Origin of the sequence: Niallia sp., from assembly GCF_031978665.1 — a bacterium.
GTDB lineage: Bacteria > Bacillota > Bacilli > Bacillales > Cytobacillaceae > Niallia.
On record NZ_DALZDK010000003.1, the window covers coordinates 157,573 to 179,858 of the forward strand.

Genomic DNA, 22,286 nt, shown 5'->3' on the forward strand with positions numbered 1-22,286 from the left:
TTACTTTCTCCTTGAACAAATTTTAGTTATGAATTATTGACATATTGGTTTTATTTAATCTGCAATCGGCTCACCAAAAATCGGCAATCCTTCATCGTTCCAATCAAAAAATTGCGCTCTTGCATGTCGATCAGGATTATTCAACGGATTATCGAAGGTATTTTTTTTTGGGCGTGCATGATAGATTAAGACATCATGTGCTCCATCTTCTGATTTTGTAAAAGAATTATGTCCTGGACCGAATTGCTGGTTACTTTCGGAAGATTCAAAAACTGGGGTCGAACTCTTATGCCAAGAAAAACCGTTTAATAGATCATTATTAGCATCTGCCCACAGCATTCCCATCGCATAATTTTCCTCCGTTGCACTAGCCGAATAAGTGATGATTATTTTTCCATCTCTTTCAATGACAGCTGGCCCTTCATTAACTAAATAGGTTATTTTTTCCCAATCATACTCAGGAATTGTTAACAAAGTTGGAGTTCCCTTTATCGTCCAAGGATTCAACATTTTCGCAATATACAAGTTAGAATTACCTTTTATAGCAGGTTCTTTTTGAGCCCAAACATAGTATAGTTCATCACGATGAGAAAACACAGTTGCATCTAAACTAAAGCTATCTTGATGTGTTTTCACTACTCCTTTTTCCACCCACTCGCCAATTAAAGGGTTCTCATCAGAGCATTCTATTACAAACATGCGATGATGGATGGAAATGGAAGGATCTTCACTTTCACCTGATGCTGCGAAATAAACATACCATTTACCTTCTATATAGTGTAATTCTGGCGCCCAAATTAGACGTGAATTCCATCCGTTCTCTGGCGCTGTCCATACATTTACTGCTTCTGCCTCTCTTAGTTCATTTAAGCTTTTTGCTCTTCTTAATTCAATTACCTTATATCCTGGTACAGAGCCAGTAAAATAATAATAGCCATCTGTATGCTTATAAACCCATGGATCAGCCCTTTCACATACGATTGGATTTTGATAAGGTTGCTCCTTTTTCATTGTTCTCCCTCCCATTTAATACGAATTCCTTTATGTGTTGGTGTTACTTTTTTAAATAATCCATCCTTGTACTCTAGCCAATCAAAGCAGACTTCACGATGATAGCCGAAGCCACTTTGAATTTGACCAAGAGGTGTTAAAAATCGGTGGTACGCAATCAAGTACTTATCTTCTTCCTCTATATAGAGAATGCTATGATGCCCAGTCCCTAAAATGGTCAAATCACTTCTCTTTTCCAGGAGTTTATATTTAAAGTCAATTGGACCAAATAAAGAGTGAGAGATTCCATAATTTACAGAATAGTTTTCACTTCCTGTATCATCTGAAGACCAAGTAAAGTGATAAACATTATCTATTTTATTAACACATATTGCCTCTCTAAAATCTTCAGCACCTTCGATATTCTTCACAGTTTCAGGTATAATCTCCACCATATTTTGCTTCAGTTCCACAATCGCTGCATGCCCATTTCCAAATAATAAATAGCTTTTATCATTCTCCTGATACACTGCAGGGTCAATTGTCTGGCCCATTTCGATTCCAGAACTTTGACAATCTTCCATTGTTAGTAATGGCTTCTCTTTTGCTTTAAAAGGACCAATTGGTGAATCACTAACAGCTACTCCGATTGCTTTTTTTTGCGTATTTTTGTCATGCCCGCAGAAATAATAATAAAACTTCCCATTTTTTTCTGTAATTGCTGGTGCCCATGCATTCCCAGTTGCCCATGGAACTATTCCAACTTTTCTTCCGCACTGATTTTGATACTCGACTTCGCTTTTTAAATCTAATATAATCCCTTCATTCGTCCAATTAACTAAATCTTTGGAGGAAAAGACACTTAATTGATAGCCTGACCAACCAACGAATCCATCAGTTGTCGGATATAAATAATACATATCACCATATCGGATGATATCAGGATCGGCATATTCCTCTGCTAAAACAGGATTATTGCTTAAAATGGGGGTAATATTCCAAATTTCCTTTTTTCCATTATTACTTGTAGTTAAATTAATCGGTTTTGTTACATCATATACTTCCTGTTGACCATCTACTATTAATGTTTCAGGAGATACTAACCAAGTAATGGGTATAGCATTCCTATCACCATGCAAACGACCTCTATTAATATATAGACGAACGTTGTACCCATCAAATATTGTTGCTACTTTACCTGAAATTTTCATTCCCTGTAATTGTCTTTCTTTGCTCATCTCATCACTCCTTCATCAGAAAAGCAAGCAAATCTAATTCATAAAATGGCTTTGCATCTGTTGAATTAAAGAAGACCTAAGGACTTGCTATCTCTTAGGTCTTTCTCTTAAACCAAATCATGTCCCCTTACACGCATTCATTCTAATAAAAAGAATACCGTAAGCAGGCACTGTAATATCATCCTTTGTTTCAGAAAGATCGTACTCTTTCTGTTCAAGGGTACTAGGATTATCAATCGTATTAGACATTTCAGGTAACCCCGAAATCTCTATCGCTCGGAGTTTTTCTACTCTATCGGTCGCAAGTCTAAATGTAAATGGAATGTCTTGTACATTTACTAATTTCAGATAATATTCATCTGTTTTTTGATCATACACTGCGTTCGCGTAAATTGGTTCAATGATGGTTAGCTTATCCTCTATTTCATTAAATAATTGTCCATTAATATAAGTTGTTATGAATCTATTTTTCACATGCAATTCGCAATGGTACGCTACACCTGTTTCAACTGCCCAAATAGATTGCGTAAGAACACTACTCGCTCCCTCTCTCATGCAATCAATCAAACAATCTTGGTTCTGCCATCCACCTAATGCCCACGTTAAATAATTATCATTATCCTCATATCCGAAGAGGATTTTAAAGCCTTTATCCCATTTCTCCCCTGTTTTCTTGAAGGTAAATTTGATTGTATAGTTATCACTTTCTGATATGCCTACTTTTGCTAAAGACATATCCTCTATTACACCACTTTTCACATGTTGCTCTATACCTGCCGAATGATCAATTATTGTAAAATCATCGTACTCAATAATCGCCCCATCCCCTTTAATTAAAATATCTCCCCCTGATGACTTTTTACTCTTTAATTGTTTTTCAGGTAAGTTATTTAATTGGAAAGGAATAGTATGCGTTCCCTGATATTTCATAAATAATTTTTGAACATAGTAATTTGGTGTACCATATACCTTGGATTGATTAAACCAAATCATATCTGGTTTCCAATTTACAAAGTCGATATTAGCTAACATGGGAGCATAACACGCTAATGCTACCTTATCAGCATTTCTCTCTAAACCGATCATATAGCTCGCCTCAGTCAAAGCATTCCACCATTTATTATCTTTTGAAGCATATTCGCCAAGAAAAACTTTCGGACCGTTGGAATCGTATGAATCATATCGATGATGATTGGCTAAAAACCAATCAGGAGACTGATAATAATGTTCATCTACTAATTCAGATCCATTTTGGCGAGCACTCTGCCATCCTCGTTCATATTCGCTTCCAGCAGCAAAAGGTCCAGCTGAATTGATGATTTGGATATCAGGGTATTTTTCCCGGATTGCCTTATGAAAATATACGTATCTATCAAAAAAGGCTTGTCCTACTTCCTCATTTCCAATTCCAATATACTTCATATGAAAGGGCTTGGGATGTCCCATTTCTGCTCTAATTGTTCCCCATTTAGAATTGATATCACCATTGGCAAACTCAATTAGATCTAAAGCATCCTGAATCCAAGGACCAAGTTCTTCAATCGGAACAGCCCGTTGATGATGGGGATCAAATCCTGCCGGAAGAACAGGTATTGGTTCCGTCTTCAAATCTTCACAAAGTTGAAAATATTCAAAAAAGCCTAATCCTAGTGTTTGATTATAGCCCCATGAATTCCCCCTTGTAGGTCTTGTTTCAACTGGTCCAATTGTATTCTTCCAACGGTACATCGAATCTCGATCACTACTATTTAAACTACCATCATGAATTAAACATCCCCCTGGAAATCGCATGAATTTTGGATTCATACTTTCCAATAACTCTGCAATATCCTTTCGACATCCATTTATTCTGCCTTTATAGGTTTCAACTGGAAAAAGAGAGAGCATATCCACTGCTACATCGGTGTTCTCATCAAATCGAATAAGCAAATAACCATTTTCAACCGTTTCTCTACTTGTAATAATGGTTTCAAATCGGTTCCAATTATCCCCATCAATAGTTATTACTTCATTTCCAATTGTCTGATGATTAGCATCCCTTAATTCAATAGAGATTTTGGGATTACCACAATCTGGTTTTCCAAACAAGGAAAAGCGATATTTTTTATTTCTTTCAAAGTACATCCCATTATGAAATCCCTTATTTACAATCGCTAGAGATTGTTTCGTATTGATTTTTAAGTAATGAGGATTATTTGGGTGAATTGGTGTATCCATCAACACCCTTATCGTTAATGGAATAAACTTTAAGGGGCTTCCATCCTCATTAAACCATGCATATAACGGATGATACCCTTCTTTGTCTATTTCCGAAAACTCAAAGGATCTGTTCTGAACCATTTCAGCATACAAACCGCCATCTGCAGCATGATTTAAATCTTCAAAGAACAAGCCATACAAATCACCCAAAGGAGCTTCTTTTTTTCCAAGCTCTAAGTCGATAACCGGTAATTCTTTCATTGTAATACCTCTTTCTATATTGCAGCTATTATCATACGAATTATGCTTCTTCTATTTTTCTATTCACAAAATCTATTACTGGTTTAAAATTTATCATACATAGCAGAATAGCTACTGATGCACCAAACATTAGTAAATAGATTGGAAACAGCTTGAGTAAAATAAAGGTGCCTATTAAAATAAGGAAATTCAAATTACTTCTAATGGACTTTACTATTGCTAGTTTCATAGTCAAGATTGCCGTTTCTTTAATCGTCTGCTTCCAACTCACCATTACAATAAGGAAATTAATCGTAAACGTAATGAGAACCAATAGAAAAAGAATGTTTAACCAAAAGAGTATTTGGAGCCTTGGCAGCTGTGCTGTAATAAAGATATTGCCAACCATAATCCACAAGAAAAACATGAATACTAAAGACAGCTTAAAAAGTCTTTTGTATCCCATTTTCAAATGTACAAAGAAATTCTTCATAATCTTCGGCTCTGTTTCAACATTTTTCAACGTCATAATAACAGCATAGGTTGATGGAATGAGAGTCACCGATGAAAGATAAAGTATAGGTAAAGTCCCTAAGCGTATATCCAAAATAAAGATCAATACTACGAAGGGAAAATTCATGAGCAAAAAGAGCATATTCGCTTCAAATAACCAAATAATATAGTTAAGGTAACTAGTATAATGATAGAGTTTGTATAACAACTCGTCCTTTTTCATAGGTGACTCCCTTTCTCTTATTTCGTTCCGCTACTACCTACACCCAATTTCAATTGGAATAAATATTTCTGACCGAAGAAATACAATAGGATTTGTGGTATCGATAAAAGCAATGATAAACACATTACAAGAGACGTATTAAGTGTACCAGTAGGGTTTGTTGATGCCGATAAATTCGCTGCACCTAACGCTAACGTAAATTTACTTGAATCAGAGATATAAATTAATGGACCCATTACATCTCCCCATGCATGGTTAAAAGTAAAGATTGCGATCGCCGCCAATGCGGGCATAATTAATGGCAATACTATTTTCCGATAAATACCGAAATTATTTAATCCGTCCATTTCAGCTGCTTCGTAAAGGGAACCAGGAATGGCAGTCATAAACTGTCTTGTAAAGAATACATTATATGCTGAGGCAAAAAATTGCGGAATAATTAGTGGCCACAACGTATTATATAAACCTAAATTTCTGAAAATAACGAAAACTGGAATCAACGTAATTTGAGCAGGCAGCATCATTGTTGCTAATAATAATAGAAAGTATTTGTTCTTATGCTTATATTTCATCTGAGCAAATCCGTATGCTACCAATGAACTTGAAAATATTTGTCCAATAATGCTTAAAATAACGACAAACATCGTATTTAAGAACCACAATCCAATAGGACGAGACCCACCGAAAATATTAGAAAATAGCTCTATGAAATTTTTCCAATAAAACTCCTTTGGAAAGAAAGTGAAGTTTTGAATAATATTCGTCTCTGGAGATGCTAGTGATATCGAAATCATATATAAAAATGGAGCAAATAATATGAAACCAAAGAAGCAAAGTAAAATGTACACCACTATTTTCTTTGGTAAATTTAAATGTTTATCTAACATATTATTTAACCTCCTCTTCGTAGAATACCCACATCTTAGAAGATCTTAAGACAATCAGGGAGAGAACCAAAATGATTGCAAATAAGACCCATGCCATAGCAGAAGCATAGCCCATTCGATAATAGGAAAATGCATTTTTATAAAGATAAGGAACGATCATGGAACTGGCGTTATCCGGTCCACCATCTGTTAATAAATATACTTGAGTGAAAGTTTGTAAGGATCCAATAATCCCCGTAATTAAATTAAAGAAGATAACCGGTGAAATCAATGGGATTGTAATGGATCGAAACATTTTAAAACGGCTTGCCCCTTCCATCATAGCCGCTTCATACATTTCATCGCCAATACTATTAATGGCGGAAAGTAATAAGACCATCGTACCTCCCACACCCCAAAGTGCTAGTAAAACAAATCCATATAGAACAGCTCCTTTTTCAAGTAGCCAAGCAGGACCTTGAATACCAATGTAACCCAGAACTTTATTTAATAATCCATTTGCCGCTAAAATATTGGTAAATAAAATAGAGCTTGCAACGACAGGAACAATTGCAGGCAGATAATATAAGGTTCTAAAAAATCTCATGCCCTTTAATTTAAAACTAAGTAAGTATGCCATACCAAGTGAAACCAATAAGCTTACTGGCACACTCATAAGCGCATAAATAAACGTATTTTTTACACTTAGGAGAAATATTTGGTCTTTAAAAAGATTTATATAATTATCAAGGCCGACAAACTCCATCTTCGTCAACATATCCCAGTCTGTAAAACTCATAATAAACGAATAAATCATCGGTCCTACTGTTAATCCTAGGAATCCTATTAACCATGGAGAAATGAAGATAAAGAACCATCTTCTATTAATTTTCATACGACGCTGTTTGCTAGCTACATTAGATGTTATTGTTGCTTCCTCCACCAATCTTGTTTCCATCATTCTGTCCTCCCTCTTGAGATATGTGTGAGGATTTCATCATGAAATCTCTCACACATCAAGTTTAACTCTACTAAATTAGTACTTTGCAACAATATCAGTTAAATTCTTTTGAAGGGTAGAAAGTGTCTCTTCAGGAGTTAAGTTACCTAATAGCATTTCTTTAATTTTTGCACGCGCTTCTGTTGTTGCTTCTGAATACCAAGGACCTGTTAATAGACCATCAATTACGACACGTTCTTGTGCAACTGGAATCGCACTTAAATCAATATCATGTCCCTCTACCTGTTGATTTAAGAACTCATCAGAATTTAATGTTTTTAAATTTGCAGGACAGTCATTCAAACCTTTCCCTACTAATTGTTGAGCTTCCTCACTTGCCATATATTCAATAAATTTCCAAGATGCTTCTTGTTCTTTTTCACTAGATTGAGCCGAAATAGTTAATGCGCTACCAGTTGACCAAGATGTTTTTTCTGTTCCAATCGGCATAGGCGCAATTCCGTAATCAAATTTGTCTCCAATTACTTTTGCATTACTATTCATATCCCAGAATCCAGTCATGTTCATTCCGACAAGCCCTGCTTGAAAACGATTAACTTTATCTTCAGCAATTTGATAAGAAACACTCCATTTTTTAAATGCTTCATCATAAGCTTTAATCGTTGCTTGATTTTCTGCTGAATCAATCACTACTTTCCCATCTTCGACAACAGCTCCACCATTTGCTTGTAGGAAGTTACCCCAAACTAATTGATAGTCACCTGCTGTACTTCCCCATTGATCGATTTCCCCATCACCATCGGTATCCTTTGTTAAAGCTTCTGCCGCCTTGTAATAATCATCGATTGTCCAATTTTCGTTTGGATATTCCATTCCTGCTGCATCAAATAAAACTTTATTATAGTAAAGTAGAGAAGAGCCGCCACGATCAGGAACACCAAAAATTTCATTATCTAGCGTATAAAGATCAATTGCGCTTCCCCAAGTAGCTGGAATATCAATATTTGCTTCTTTAATTTTCTCCGTTAAATCAATAAATGCATTTTTGGAAGCAAAACCAGAACCATTTTCTGCAACTTGCGCTACGTCTGGTGCTTGCTTACCAGCAATCATTGTCTGTAACTTCGTATCATAATCATCGGCTACCGTAATCGTTTTCACTTTTATGTCAGGATTAGATTTTTCAAAATTTCCAATTCTTTCTTGGTAAACACCTTCGAAAGTCTCATCTCCACCCCAGTGCATAAATTCTATTGTTGTTTTACCATCGGCTGAGTCTCCATCAGAATTGGCGGCTCCTGAACATGCAGTTGCTAGAAGAGTAGTTGAAGCTAACAATACTGTGAAACCTAGTTTTTTCCATCTTTTCATTCGGTTTGACCTCCCAATTTTTTTACTATTTTTCATCTTAAAAGCAAATCTATTTTTTACTAAAAAAACTTTCGAATCATGAATTCGATAACAATATTTCTTTTTTGGAAAATATTGTTTCCGCTTTCACGGTTTTATGATAAGCTTTTTCTATGGAAAAGTAAATAGCTAAAATGATAATTTTTTAGTAAAAATAAGAGTAATGATTAACTTTTTCTGACACATTATTTCAAAAGATAAATATTTTTTCTATTTTTCAGTTAAATATCAGTTAGAGATTAACCTAAATACTAACCTTGCAGAAAAGAGGCACTAAAATGAAAATCACATTATCAGAAGAATCCTTACCAATATTTGAAGCAATTGCTAGCTCTGTTCGAATTAAAATTATTAAATTGCTTTCTACGAAACGTATGAATGTTAAAGAATTGGCTCACGAGCTTGGGTTAAGTAATCCAGTTGTAGCAAAACATATTAAACTATTAGAGGAAGCTGGTGTGATTAAAACGGAGAAAATCCCTGGAAAGGCTGGACTCCAAAAACAATCTATTTTAAAAATCGATTTAATAGAAATAGAATTTCCTAAAAAGATCTACCAAGCATTTGAATATTACGAGACATCTATTCCTATTGGACAATATGTCGATTACCTTGTCACCCCTACTTGTGGAATTGCAAGTACAGAACATCTTATAGGAGAATACGATGAACCAAAATACTTTATGGATACAGATCGATTCCATGCAGCAATATTATGGTTCACAACAGGATTCCTTGAATATAAAATCATCAATCCATTAAAGAATACAGAAAACTTGGAAATGATTGATATAAACTTAGAAATCTCTTCTGAGTTTCCTGGGGGAAATAACGTCTGGCCATCTGATATAACTTTCTCACTAAATAATGTGGAAATCGGCACGTGGACGAGCCCTGGTGATTTCGTTGACACGAGAGGAAAGTATAATCCAGACTGGTGGTCTTCAAATTTAAATCAGTATGGTACGAACTTGAAAATTAGACTTACAGATTATGGAGTGTGGATAAACGGAAAGCAGCTTACATGGATTTCTTTTAATCGTCTCTCTCTTGATAAAAGTGTTTGGAGTTTTCGGATAGAAGTGAAAGAAGATGCCGAAAACGTCGGAGGGTGCACTCTATTCGGTAAAGGCTTCGGAAATTATGATCAGAACATTGACTTTAGATTTTATTATACAGATAAAGAAGAAGCCTTTTAAGGCTGCCTAGAGGTCAATATACTAGATTAGTAAGTAGAGTATATGTAGAGTATATTTTTAAAAGAATAGATTTCTTTTCGGCAGCTAATAAATTCGTAAAAGTCATTCTAGCTTCAAGTGAAACATGAAAGAAATTACATACTCTTGATATAACCATTATAGGAAAAATGGAAAGACGTGAAAAAGGGAGCTTAAAAGCTCCCCTCAGACTGTAGACAAACCTCTAAATTTTAGAAAAAGGCGTTTGTTTATAGTATATTTATTATTCTCTTCGAATAAGATGTTGCTTTCCGCTACAGGGGTTCGCTTTCCGTGGGGCTCGCGCTGAGCCGCTTCGGCATACTGCCTGCAGGGTCTCAGCTGTCTCGCTAATCCCACAGGAGTCTCACCCCTTCCACTCCAAGCAATGCATAAAAATTAAATGTAACTTTTAAAAAATCTTTTTGTCGACAAACTGAAGGGAGCTTAAAAGCTCCCCTTAATAACTTGACTTTTATCAGCTATCTATTAATCCAATATAACGAGTAATTCTATTTACATCTATGCGACACTTCTAAATGCTATGATCAATTGCAATTTCTTCCCCTTGCCATATTTTTTTGCTGCTCCAGTCCATATCTCCCTCTTTCCAAAAAGCAGCATTCTCCGGAATTCCTAGTGGAAGAAATACTGCTGAGCAAAGGTATAAACTGCCTACTCCAATGTAATGTTCCGCTAAAGCAGGTTGATGTCCATATACCCCAGGCAAAAGCCAACCTTTTTCATCAAACGTCCCAGCTGCATTCCCCACTTTCTCTATCATGGCTGTTAAACCACATCTTACTTGAGCAGGTCTCACATGATCAGGCAAGTAATTTTGTAATGCAGCTTGAGCTAAAGCTTGAAATGCACCAAAACGATAAATAATAGAGCGCCCAATCACAGGATATGATCCATCTGGTCCTATCAATCTTTCTTGAATATCGGCATAACGTATAAATCGCGGAATCATTTTTTCGCGATAGTTCTTCAACTCCGCACTCTGTTCATAAAATAAGTTTAATAAATCTATTGCCATCGGCTGCATAACAAAGCTATTGTAATAATCCCAATGGAAATTCGGACCATCTCCATAGATACCATCGCCTAAATACCAATCATCTAATAGTCTAATAGCATAAATTACTCGGAGCAAATCGTACTCTTCTTCCCCTAAAACATATAATGCGCCTTCTACCATTGCAGAAAAAAGATTCCAATTCATATTTGGCGGCATTATTTTTCTCGTTGATTTTAGTGCGACAATGACATTTTCTCGCACTTCTTTCGGGAGCGCATCTCCAATTTGTTTCGGTGCACGTACAATAGAATGAGCCAAAAAAGCAGCATCAACAAGCGGTTGGCCTGGTTCTGTAAAATTCATGTAATCCTTTGACTTTGGATTTGTTGCGTTATCAAAACATAAAAGCACCATTTTTCGATAGATATTTTGTAATTCTCTTTCTGATGATTCCGTAACATCCTCTAACTCAAGCCATGGAGCAATACCAGTCATTGTTCGTCCAAAAGCTTCTAACATTCCATAAGGTTTACGTGTTGGGTGAAAATCTGTCGGTATCTCGAGATGCAATCTTTCTTCACTTAAGGCTTTAAGTACTGGAAATGCAATCTTGTTCATCGCTTCTATCCATTTTTCCCTAGTCAAAGTCGTCTCCTCCGTTTCATGAAAAATTTAATAATTTATAAGCTTAGCTGTTTTCTCTTGTTAATCTAATCTCTTTATAGGAATCTACAAATTAAACTTCACCTATTAAAAACCGAATAGAAGTATTTATCGTAAAATCCCCCTGGTAAAGCGCTTTAATTAAATATATTTTTTGACGATTGCCATTATGAGTATTATAAAACTGTTCAACCTCCACAATTTCATCCGTATCAAATTCAATCATACATTTAGAATTTCCGTCCGATAATTCTACTAACCTACCATTAATTTTGGGCTTATAAAAAGTCACGAATGATTCTATTACTTGATTAGATGTCTGATTAAATCTAAAACATTCCTTTACAATCAAACTTTTTTTAGAAGGAAAAAGAGATAAGTTTCTATTATATCCCTCTAAGCTCCTCACATGGTTATATGTATCTGTAAGATCTAAACTAAAGGTTACGGGGGCTGTTTCTATCTCTCCAGGATCAATCATCCTTACATTTTTCGCTTGGACTTTTCCATTCACTTGTAATTTTCCGTTTATAATTGGTAACGAATGCCCCTCTGAGGATGTAGGCAGAAATTTATATCGTTCCTTTTCATTAAAATAATCTTTTGTATATTCACCAGCTCCTAAATCCGTCAGATATAATGTCTCCATAGAACCAAATACAAAATGCCCAATATCATTATGATTGTGGCTTTCTTGATTGCTTCCACCTTTCGTAGCAAAATATAAGTCGAATTTCGGCAGGCGAACTGTTAGCCATTCTGCCTGTTCAAAATAATGAATAGCATTCTCCTGGTGATGTTCATTAATACTCGATGTTGTCCAAACTAAATTCCGGTATATATGAGCAAACCGATAGCAATGATCAAAATTCAAAGAAGATATGATTTCTAAAGTCGGTATCTTCACATCAAATTCATGGGAACAAAAGGATAATAAACCACTTGGAAGCTCTGGTTGACTATAATCAGAAAATGGCACATAGCTATTCTTATTTACCATTGCATAAAAAGGAAACTCCGCTATTCTTTTCACCTTATCTATTGATAAATAATAGTCGTTCCCTAGTATACTTCTATATTTTTCTGCAAAATAGATGTAATACCCAAAGCCATACCCCCAATAACCAACCCCTTCTAGACATGCTCCATCTGCTCCAAATCCACTTAAATAACTTCTAAACGAACGATCTAATCTATCTAATATATTCCTTTGTCGTGTAGAGTTTTTCTCCAGCAAATTCAATACAACTATTCCAATGGACCCTGCAATAACCGCACTCCAATTATTATCTAAATTTTCCCACTCCCATTTTTTTTGTTCAAATGGAATAAGTACTCTCCGCTCTATTTCCTCCTCCATTCGATCAATAAGTAATGCTGATAAATCATTTCTAAGAAGTTCCATAATCTCAGCTAAAGATTCAGCAGTCTCAGCGGCAAATAAATCAATCCATCTTGGGCTTTCCCTACTATATTTACCATTGATAATTGGCAAGTGGGCTGGTAATGCCCATGAATATTCATCACATATTTCCCATATCACTTGCTCCAACATTTCCTTCACTCTTTCATCCTTCTGTAGGAAATAGGCGAGCGACAAAGTAGTTAGTTGTTTTCTACGCTGAAAATAAGCATTCTCAAAAGTCAACCGCTCACCTGTTAATGCATATATTTTATAACCATTGAAAGGTATTTCTTGTACATGTTGTTGTAATACCATGTTATTTGCCGATTCTACTATTTCCTTTTCTAATAAGGTATTAATCAAATGAATTCCCTCTCCTTTTTTGACTAAATAAACAGTAACACCGTAGTTTTTTTCCTAAAGTTCGGATATTATTATATTAAAAGAATTATTGAAAGGAATTAACGTATGGCCACAATTACAGATATTGCCGAAAAAGCTGGCGTTTCCATTTCCACCGTCTCTCGTGTACTAAATCATGACAAAAATTTATCCGTTACAGAAGAAACAAAACGTAGAATATTTGAAACAGCGGAAGAATTAAACTACACAAAATATAAACAAAAGAAAAAGAAAAAAACTGAAAAAAAAGTGAAGCAAAAAAGCATTGCCATTATACAGTGGCGTATTGGCGAACAGGAATTAGACGATATCTATTATATGTCCATAAGAATAGGTGCCGAAAGAAAAGCCCAAGAGCTTGGCTATTCCTTAATGAAATTCTCTGATCTCAATGATTCATTAAGTAACGTTGACGGCGTACTCTGCATAGGAAAATTCGATAAAATTACCATTGATACGATACGATCAAAGAACGAAAATGTAGTTTTTATCGGAAGTAATTTCCCCTTAAACAACTTTGATACTGTTAATAGTGATTTCTCGCAAGCTGCAGAATTAGCATTGCAGCATCTTTTAGAACTCGGACACAAAAAAATTGCCTTTATAGGTGCAGAAGAAAGTAATAATTTATATGGTTATCGAACGTACCGCACTCCTGTGACGAATACTTATTTAGATATAATGAAACAAATAGGTTATTATAACGAAAAATATTTTTCCGTTGAAACAAACACTTATCTCTCAGCTGAAACTGGTGCAGCATTAACCAACAAAGCCTTAGCAAAATGGAGCGAGGACCTACCTACCGCTATTCTCGCTGGTAACGATGCCATGGCTATTGGTATTATGAAGGTGTTAACTGCAAATAATATAAAAATACCTGAAGACATTTCGGTTATTGGCATCAACGATCTAGCTTTTAGTCAATATACGAATCCTCCCCTTTCAACCATACGAATATTTACAGAAGAAATGGGAGAGATCGGCATGGAGACACTGAATCAAAGAATTACCTCTCCAAGAATAGATCGAAGGATTATATTAACCACTGAATTAATCGACAGAGATTCTACATCAAAACCACGAGAATAAGACAGAACTATTCCTTATAATTTGTTTATTCCATATACTTCAAATTCGGTCAAAGCAGGAAAAGGTGACTCATCATTTGCTTTGACCAAGTTTGTTAATTGCACATATGTTACCGTTCTCTTTTTAAAACTAAAAAATTGCGGATTTTTGTTTTTTTGCAAGCTGAATGTTTCGTTTGATCCGTCTGAAAATAACAAGGTAACCTCTGTCCAGTAACTATCATGTGGGAAATCGGCTCTAATTGTAATACTAACCTTATCCACCTCGATAGGTCTTCCAAAATCGATTGTCAATGTCGCATCTGACTGTCGGTTTATTCCCCAAGATTGGTATGGATAGGAACCATGGCTATTATTAGCATATATCCCATTAATCGCATTGCATGCGAAGAAGGTTGCATCATTTCTAGTCTCAACATTTGCACTTGCATGTGGGTATGCTCCCAGGAAGTCCTTTTGATCATGAGGATTTAATGCCCAATTCTGATATCGATTAATCTCTTCATTCGTCGCATATCTTACACATAAATAATGTCTTTTATTAGTAAAACGGTTATCAGGAATAGCCTCCCATGAAGTTTGCTCCATTTTTATTTTGTATGTCCAAATATGATTGGGGATAAAGACAATCGTACTATCCATACTTTCATCTAGCTTTACCATCAAAAATTGATTCTTTTGTTCCACAAATACCTCTATCTCATCCCCCTCCTCATATACAAAATTCTGAGAGGCGATATAGCAAAGATTTTCTCCCACACTTTCTAAGGAATGTTCTTCTTCTTCATAATCATTTTTTCCTTTTTTTATATTTCCAAATTTATCTCTAATACTCAACTTGAGCAATTCATCCACCTCCATTGATTCTTTGTTGAATTATAATATTTTTTTAGTACAATTACTACTAAAATAGTCATTTTTTACTCGTTTCACTTCATTATTTTTTCAAAAAAACAAATATACTACAAATAAACATTGACAAACCAAGGTTTACGTTAAATTACACTTTGTTTTTTTTAGTAAAAGTAGTAAACTATCATTGTAATAAAATATTAAAAATTTGAATTTACTAACCGTAAATAAACACCTTCTTCTCATCTCGAATTAAACTTGAATTTTGAAAGGACGTACATTTTATGGACAAATGGATTAATGACGCTAGAGCTTTTATTGAAAAGAAAACAGCACAAAATGTAATCGATATTGGTGAATCCTTCCCACATGCAACGAAGCAAGGACAGTACTATAAGGAAAGCCCCCAATGGTGGACAGCAGGATTTTGGCCTGGAATCTTATGGAATGTTTATCATGCTACAAATGAAGACGGTTGCAAAAATTTAGCGACTCAGCTTGAACACAATATGGATTACTTATTAAATGATCCAAACAAAGTCGATCACGATATTGGTTTTATGTGGACACTTACAAGCTTAGCGAGATATCAACTAACCGCTGATGAAACAGCGAAGAATTCAGCCCTTCTTGCTGCCAATATGTTGCTCGCACGATTTAATAGTGCTGGTCATTTTTTTAAAGCATGGAACAATTGGCATGGGACTGATGATAATAGCGGCATCGTTATTATTGATAGTATGATGAATATGGGATTACTTTTTTGGGCGTCTGAAGAAACAGGAGATCCTCGCTTTTTGATTGCCGCAAAAGCCCATTGTGATATGGTCTTAGAGAACTTTATTAGGAGCGATGGTTCTGTTCATCAAATGGTTAAATTTAATCCATTAACAGGTGAATTACTAGAAAAGCTTGGAGGTCAGGGCTATTCAGAAAACAGCTCATGGTCCCGTGGCTGTGGTTGGGCTATCTTTGGTTTTGCAATCGCCTATCATTATACAAAAGATGAACGCTACTTATCTTGTGCAATGAAGGTTACGAGTCATTTCGCCTTACATGTACAACAGGATTCCATTCCTCTTTGGGATTTCAGAATTCCTTCCAATACGAACGAAACGAAATATGACTATCGAGATTCTTCCGCTTCCGCAATAGCTGCTTGTGGCTGCTTATTAATTTCACAATACGCACCATTGGAGGAAAAAAGATTCTATTTAGATTTCGGAAAAGACTTATTAAAACGACTATATGAATGCGCTGCAACGGTCGAAGAGGCTACAAATCAAGCACTCCTTATTCATGGAACAAGCCACTGGCCAGAGAAAAAAAACTTAGATACTGGCTTAATCTATGGAGACTATTTCTTTACCCAAGGGATTTATGCTCTGAATGGTATTAATAATAATTTTTGGTTAGGAGATTCATGGAATGAGCTTTAATACAGAACTTAAATCAAATCCCCTCCTTTCAAAAAAGGATTTTGAGAAAGCATTAATTGATTTAATCGATCCAGTTTATCGGTTAATGGATGAGCAAAAGACTCCAGGTCGATTCCATATTAGTGATAGTGGATCTGTCTATGGAGAGACAAGAAGGGATATCGAAGGTTTCTTGAGAACCTTGTGGGGATTAGGCCCATTAGGATCTTCTGCTTCCAAAATAAACGAATATAAGGAATACTTCGAAGCTGCAAATAAAGGAATTATAGAAGGAACAAACCCAATATCCAAATTTTATTGGGGAAACTTACATGATTATGACCAGTTATTTGTTGAAATGGGTGCCCTTTCCTGTTATTTACTTTTAACGAAAGAATTTTTCTGGGATCAATTGGATTCGAGTAAACAAGAAAATATATTTCAATGGATGAATCAGATAAATAATCACACTATTCCTAATACAAATTGGCTGTTTTTCCGAATTCTAGTAAACACTTTTTTTGAAGAAGCCAATTTAGCTATCAGCAATGAACAAATCGAACAAGACCTTTCAGAACTAGATTCCTATTATTTAGATGATGGCTGGTACTTTGATGGATACGAAAATCAAATTGATTATTATATTCCTTTTGCCATGCATTATTATGGATTACTTTTCTCCACATTCTCGAAAAGACAATCCGTAAGTATTTCTAAATTCAAAGAGCGCGGCAAAATATTTGGTAAATCTTTTAAAAATTGGTTTGTGAAGGGTGGTACTGCTCTTCCATTTGGTCGTAGTCTTACCTATCGATTTGCTCAATCAAGTTATTGGGCAGCGGCTATTTATTCCGATATCAACATAGAAGATATATCCTTATCAGAGGCAAAATATCTTTTAACAAATAATATGCGCGAATGGTTTCAAAAACCAATTTTTACCGCAGAAGGCTTTCTATCAATTGGCTATTATTATCCAAATTTAGTAATGGCTGAAGGCTATAACGCACCAGGTTCTCCTTACTGGGCACTTAAAAACTTTATTGTTTTAGCTTTACCAGATAACCATGATTTTTGGAAAGCCCCTGAGGTACAACCTAAGTTCTCCACAAAAGAGAAGAATCTATACTCTAGAATGCTACTCGTTCATAATGAGGACGGGTCTGAGCTTCAAGCTTTCACAGCAGGTCAGCATTCGCATGAACATACACATGGTGAAGCTAAATATGAGAAATTTGTTTATTCAACTACCTTTGGATTTAGTGTTGCAAAAGGATATGTGTTACCAAAACAAGGTGCATTCGATAATACTTTAGCTCTTTCTGATTCAGAATTTCATTTTCGAACTCCCTTTGGCTACGAGGATTATTCGGTTGAAGAGGAATTTGTTTATTCACATTGGAAGCCATGGGATGATGTATCCGTAAAAAGCTTTATTATCCCCTTCTCACCTTGGCATGTAAGAATCCATATGATTGAATCTGATCGATCTCTTCATATTTTCGAAGGTGGTTTCTCTTGTCCAGATGACGGAACACAAATTATCACAAAAGAAAAAAATAGTATGTTTTATCAATCTTCTATTGGTATTACTGGGCTGATTTCAATGGATTCCAACTTAGAAGCAACACTTTTTCATCCAGAACCAAATACCAATATCCTATATCCCAAAACAGTCCTTCCTGCTCTTAAAGGAAAAGTAGCATCTGGAAAACACATCTTGAGTTCTATTTACTTAGGTTCTAATAAAACAATAGATATCCCTAGTGAATATAAAATAGAATGGGATCATAATACCCTAAAAATAACTATTGGTGAAATTTCAAAAAATGTAACACTTACTCCTTTGAGAACTGGCATTACCATTTAATTAAAATCCTACATGTTTTAGAAAAAAACTTACTATTTTGAAAGAGAGTGATCAGTACATGAAAAACTATAAGATTTCTAGTTGGCTGTTCTTGCAAGGCGATGATTCTAGGGCTTGGCAAAAGGATTATGAGGACGATTCATGGCAAAGTGTTACGACTCCTCATGATTGGAGTGTTTCAAATCCTTTTAATAAAAGTAATTCTAGTGGAACTGGTTATTTACCAGGAGGAATCGGCTGGTACAGATGCCACATCCCGTTAGCCGACTTTTCCATTATGGATAATAGTATTGTTCAGCTGACATTTGATGGGGTGTATAAAAATGCTCAAGTGTGGGTCAATGGATACAACCAAGGTATTCGACCATCTGGATATTCTTCCTTTACGTTTGATTTAACAGAGATCCTGCAGTACACACCAGATAATGAACTAGTCATTGCTGTGAGAGTAGACCATTCAGATATCGCTGACTCCCGTTGGTATAACGGATCTGGCATTACTCGCAACGTTTGGTTGGAAATTCATGATCCTATTTTTATCGAAAAGTACGGAACGACATTTTCTACAACTGAATGCAAAAGTGAGTCTTCCAAAATTTGTATCGAGCATATGATTACAAATACATATTCTACTACTAGCGAGGTAACCATTGTTAATGAATTAGTTTCTATGAATGAAGAACAAACATTTAGTTGTGAAAAAACGATAATACTACAACCTCATGAAACGTCAAATATTTCATTTAATGAAAGCTTAGATAATCCTAGATTGTGGTCAACCGATAAACCAAATCTTTATGTACTCACGACTAATCTATATTATGAAGTTGACGGTCACAAATTTCATTCAAAATATACGAATCATGTCGGCATTAGAACTGCTAATTTTGATGCAAATAATGGGTTCTTTCTTAATAACATAAATATAAAACTAAAAGGTGTGTGTCTCCACGAAGATGCTGGTTGCTTTGGAACTGCTGTACCTGTGTCTGTATGGGTGAGGAGGCTCCTTAAATTAAAAGAGATGGGTTGCAATGCTGTTAGAATGGCGCATAATCCACATGCTCCTGAACTATATACCTTATGTGACATATTAGGTCTTCTAGTCATTGATGAAGCCTTCGATGAGTGGGAGAATCCTAAGAACAAATGGTGGCAAGGACATAATGTTTACCCACCAAAAACCGAAGGATATGCTCATCATTTTCCTAATTGGTATCAAGAGGACTTGAAAAATATGGTGATGAGAAATCGAAATCATCCCTCTATCATCGCTTGGAGTATTGGAAACGAGATCGATTATCCTAATGATCCATACGCCAATCCTTTATTTGAAGAAATGACAGGTAACAATGATGCAAACAAGCCCGCTCAAGAAAGAATTTATAATCCAAACCGGCCAGATACTTCTAGGCTTACAACGATTGCTAATAACTTGATAAAAATAGTAAAAAGCATCGACGAGACAAGACCAGTAACTTTAGCAGCTGCTTTTCCTGAGTTATCCAGTCAAACAGGATTACTTAATGATCTCGATTTAATAGGATACAATTATAAAGAGCATCTTTATGAAGAGCATCATAAATTGTTCCCGAATCAGCCAATTATAGGTAGTGAAAACGGTCATGGTTATTCACAATGGAAGATTGTTCGAGATACTCCTTATATACCTGGACAATTTTTATGGACTGGCATCGATTATTTAGGAGAAGCTCGCGGCTGGCCAATACATGGATCCGCTGCCGGATTATTAGATTTAGCAGGAAATGAGAAACCACGTTATTTTCTTCGAAAAAGCTGGTGGACGGAGGAGCCTATGATTTACTTAGTTACTCGTCCTTTGGAAACCGATACAAACAGCAATGCTCAGCTAAAGGAATGGTCGAAAAAATGGGATTACTGCATAGGGGAAAAAGTGGAAATTGTATGTTTTTCCAATTGTGAACAGGTTGAAATTGAACTAAATGGTAAGAGAACACCATTAGTATATGATGAAGCCTTTGGTTACTTTGTTACTTGTGTAGATGCAACAGATTCTTCTATCAAAGCTTTCGGATATAAAGGTAGCCAAAAGGTAGAGGAAGAATTATCTACTATATTATCCCCTGCACAAGTAAAACTAAACAGATGGCAAATTCCTGCGGAGTTAATCGATGTACTAACATTCGTATTTCCTGTTATTGATCAGGAGGTAGCTCAAATTGAATGTTCTCTTTTGGATAGAAATGAAAAACTTTCTGTTAGTAGTCAAAAAGTAACCGTATCTGTGCAAAATGGAAAACTCTTAGGAATAGAGGATGGAAAATTAGACGATATCACGGATTATACCGAAGCTTTTAGAACAACAAATGATGGCAAATTAGTTATATATGTACAGAAAAACAACACTGACAATACCCAATTACGCATTGAAACGAACGGAATCAGAGATACTTTATTTACGCTTTAGTAAGTTTATTATTATTTATAATTATTGACGAAAATGAAAGGATTACTTCTCCATAGGAAATGTAGTCGCAAGCAACAAACGAAAAAGCAAGGGAGGAAAAGAATCTGTTTTTCTCCCTTGTTTTTATAGTGAAATCAACTGGTTGTGTTTTATGTCTTTAACAAAGAAAAGAACGGTTCTTTTTGAACCGTTCTCATGCGTACAATTTTCTTACACTATTTCACTAAGCTTTCCACTACATCGTCAATAATTTGCGTGTTAGCAATTGGACCAGCATATAGCCAGCTTGTATCTGGTCCGTATTCATGAATGTTTCCGTTTTTAACGGCTGGGATATTGGACCACAGAGAATCTTTTAGTACTTCTGCTCCTTCTCCATCACTGTTGATTAGGAAAAGATGATCCGCATCAAGTTGTGCTAATTTTTCTAATGAAATAGCAGACCAGTTACCTGTTGCTGTAGCAGAAATTTCTTTTACAACTTCTGGTACTTTCAATCCTAAATCTCCATATAGTACTGCACCGCTCGATACATTTTCGCCTACAATAAATAATTGATTGGACACAAGCCAGATTGCTGCTGCTGATTCATCCTTGATTGATTCTTGAATTTTTGTTTTTGCTTCTGCTGCTTTTTTATCATAGTCAGCTAGTACTTTTTCTGCTTCCTCTTTTTTCCCTACTACTTCGCCAATCGTTTGTAATCTAGTACGCCAGTCATTATTATTTTCCTTTGCAACTACATAAGTTGGAGCAATCTTTACATATTGATCATATTTAGCTCCTTCTACCGCTGATGCCGATGACATTAATACTAAATCAGGAGTAAAGCTAGATACTGCTTCGTAAGGCAGTGTCGAGTCAATTGTTGGAATATCCTTTAGGTATTCTTGTAAATATTCTTGGACTCCCTTGCCTTCTTGAACGGACCATTGGGCAACCGGAGTTTCGCCTAATGCTATTAAATCATCCTCCAAATAAGAACCGATTATTCTTTTAGGCTTTGCTGGAACCGTCACTTCATTTCCGATTGCATCAGTTAGTGTACGATCCTTCGCTTCTTCGGAAGTGCCGTTCTCTGTATTGCCTTTCTCTTCTTTACTATCATTATTTCCACATGCTGCTAAGATTGTGAAAACAAGTAGTAAGCATGTAAACAATATAAATTTCATCTTTCGGTTATTCATTATGTATCCTCCTAAAATGATATACTTCGATTATAAATGATAACGATTATCACTTTCAATAAAAATATCGA

16 protein-coding genes are annotated in these 22,286 nt (G+C 35.5%); 5 read left to right on the forward strand and 11 right to left on the reverse strand.

Going from position 1 to position 22,286, the window contains the following annotated elements:
- Positions 1–54: 54 nt before the first annotated feature.
- The 7 genes from RTL21_RS02840 to RTL21_RS02870 form a co-directional block, all read right to left on the reverse strand.
- Positions 55–1,011 carry a glycoside hydrolase family 43 protein gene (locus RTL21_RS02840; RefSeq protein WP_312093106.1) on the reverse strand — a complete coding sequence of 319 codons (957 nt, stop codon included), beginning with the start codon at positions 1,009–1,011 and terminating at the stop codon, positions 55–57.
- Entirely contained in the window at positions 1,008–2,228 is a 1,221-nt protein-coding gene (locus tag RTL21_RS02845) for a family 43 glycosylhydrolase (protein WP_312093108.1), read from the reverse strand. Before RTL21_RS02845 ends, RTL21_RS02840 begins: the two co-directional genes overlap by 4 nt.
- Before the next feature lie 117 nt (positions 2,229–2,345).
- The gene (locus tag RTL21_RS02850; protein WP_312093110.1) at positions 2,346–4,688 is read right to left on the reverse strand and encodes an alpha-L-arabinofuranosidase C-terminal domain-containing protein; all 2,343 of its coding nucleotides are present in this window, start codon (positions 4,686–4,688) and stop codon (positions 2,346–2,348) included.
- A gap of 40 nt (positions 4,689–4,728) precedes the next feature.
- Complete coding sequence (locus RTL21_RS02855; protein WP_312093112.1) at positions 4,729–5,403, reverse strand: hypothetical protein; 675 nt, start codon at positions 5,401–5,403, stop codon at positions 4,729–4,731.
- 17 nt (positions 5,404–5,420) lie between these two features.
- Positions 5,421–6,290: a carbohydrate ABC transporter permease gene (locus tag RTL21_RS02860; RefSeq protein WP_312093114.1), complete on the reverse strand. Its 870-nt coding sequence runs from the start codon at positions 6,288–6,290 to the stop codon at positions 5,421–5,423.
- Position 6,291: 1 nt separating this feature from the next.
- Entirely contained in the window at positions 6,292–7,227 is a 936-nt protein-coding gene (locus RTL21_RS02865; RefSeq protein ID WP_312093116.1) for a carbohydrate ABC transporter permease, read from the reverse strand.
- A 78-nt stretch (positions 7,228–7,305) separates the two neighbouring features.
- Positions 7,306–8,601, reverse strand: a complete 1,296-nt coding sequence (locus tag RTL21_RS02870; protein ID WP_312093118.1) for an ABC transporter substrate-binding protein — start codon at positions 8,599–8,601, stop codon at positions 7,306–7,308.
- A 317-nt stretch (positions 8,602–8,918) separates the two neighbouring features.
- Between RTL21_RS02870 and RTL21_RS02875 the strand changes: the two genes are divergently transcribed.
- Positions 8,919–9,839, forward strand: coding sequence for an ArsR/SmtB family transcription factor (locus tag RTL21_RS02875; RefSeq protein ID WP_312093120.1), 921 nt, complete (start codon positions 8,919–8,921; stop codon positions 9,837–9,839).
- Positions 9,840–10,392: 553 nt separating this feature from the next.
- Here the strand turns inward: RTL21_RS02875 and RTL21_RS02880 are convergent.
- The gene (locus RTL21_RS02880) at positions 10,393–11,523 is read right to left on the reverse strand and encodes a DUF2264 domain-containing protein (RefSeq protein WP_312093122.1); all 1,131 of its coding nucleotides are present in this window, start codon (positions 11,521–11,523) and stop codon (positions 10,393–10,395) included.
- A 91-nt stretch (positions 11,524–11,614) separates the two neighbouring features.
- Entirely contained in the window at positions 11,615–13,309 is a 1,695-nt protein-coding gene (locus RTL21_RS02885) for a heparinase II/III family protein (RefSeq protein ID WP_312093124.1), read from the reverse strand.
- A 105-nt stretch (positions 13,310–13,414) separates the two neighbouring features.
- Here RTL21_RS02885 and RTL21_RS02890 point away from each other — a divergent pair, with 105 nt between their 5' ends.
- Entirely contained in the window at positions 13,415–14,440 is a 1,026-nt protein-coding gene (locus tag RTL21_RS02890) for a LacI family DNA-binding transcriptional regulator (protein WP_312093126.1), read from the forward strand.
- Positions 14,441–14,454: 14 nt separating this feature from the next.
- On the opposite strand, the gene RTL21_RS02895 is transcribed toward RTL21_RS02890, so the two are convergent.
- Positions 14,455–15,285, reverse strand: a complete 831-nt coding sequence (locus tag RTL21_RS02895) for a hypothetical protein (RefSeq protein WP_312093128.1) — start codon at positions 15,283–15,285, stop codon at positions 14,455–14,457.
- A gap of 290 nt (positions 15,286–15,575) precedes the next feature.
- Between RTL21_RS02895 and RTL21_RS02900 the strand changes: the two genes are divergently transcribed.
- The 3 genes from RTL21_RS02900 to RTL21_RS02910 are packed head-to-tail and all read left to right on the forward strand — an operon-like array spanning position 15,576 to position 21,028.
- The gene (locus RTL21_RS02900) at positions 15,576–16,730 is read left to right on the forward strand and encodes a glycoside hydrolase family 88 protein (protein ID WP_312093130.1); all 1,155 of its coding nucleotides are present in this window, start codon (positions 15,576–15,578) and stop codon (positions 16,728–16,730) included.
- The gene (locus RTL21_RS02905) at positions 16,720–18,579 is read left to right on the forward strand and encodes a DUF2264 domain-containing protein (RefSeq protein WP_312093132.1); all 1,860 of its coding nucleotides are present in this window, start codon (positions 16,720–16,722) and stop codon (positions 18,577–18,579) included. The genes RTL21_RS02900 and RTL21_RS02905 overlap by 11 nt, the downstream gene beginning before the upstream one ends.
- Before the next feature lie 58 nt (positions 18,580–18,637).
- Positions 18,638–21,028 carry a glycoside hydrolase family 2 TIM barrel-domain containing protein gene (locus tag RTL21_RS02910; protein ID WP_312093134.1) on the forward strand — a complete coding sequence of 797 codons (2,391 nt, stop codon included), beginning with the start codon at positions 18,638–18,640 and terminating at the stop codon, positions 21,026–21,028.
- Between the two features lie 215 nt (positions 21,029–21,243).
- On the opposite strand, the gene RTL21_RS02915 is transcribed toward RTL21_RS02910, so the two are convergent.
- Entirely contained in the window at positions 21,244–22,215 is a 972-nt protein-coding gene (locus RTL21_RS02915; protein ID WP_312093136.1) for an iron-hydroxamate ABC transporter substrate-binding protein, read from the reverse strand.
- Between the last annotated feature and the right edge of the window lie 71 nt (positions 22,216–22,286).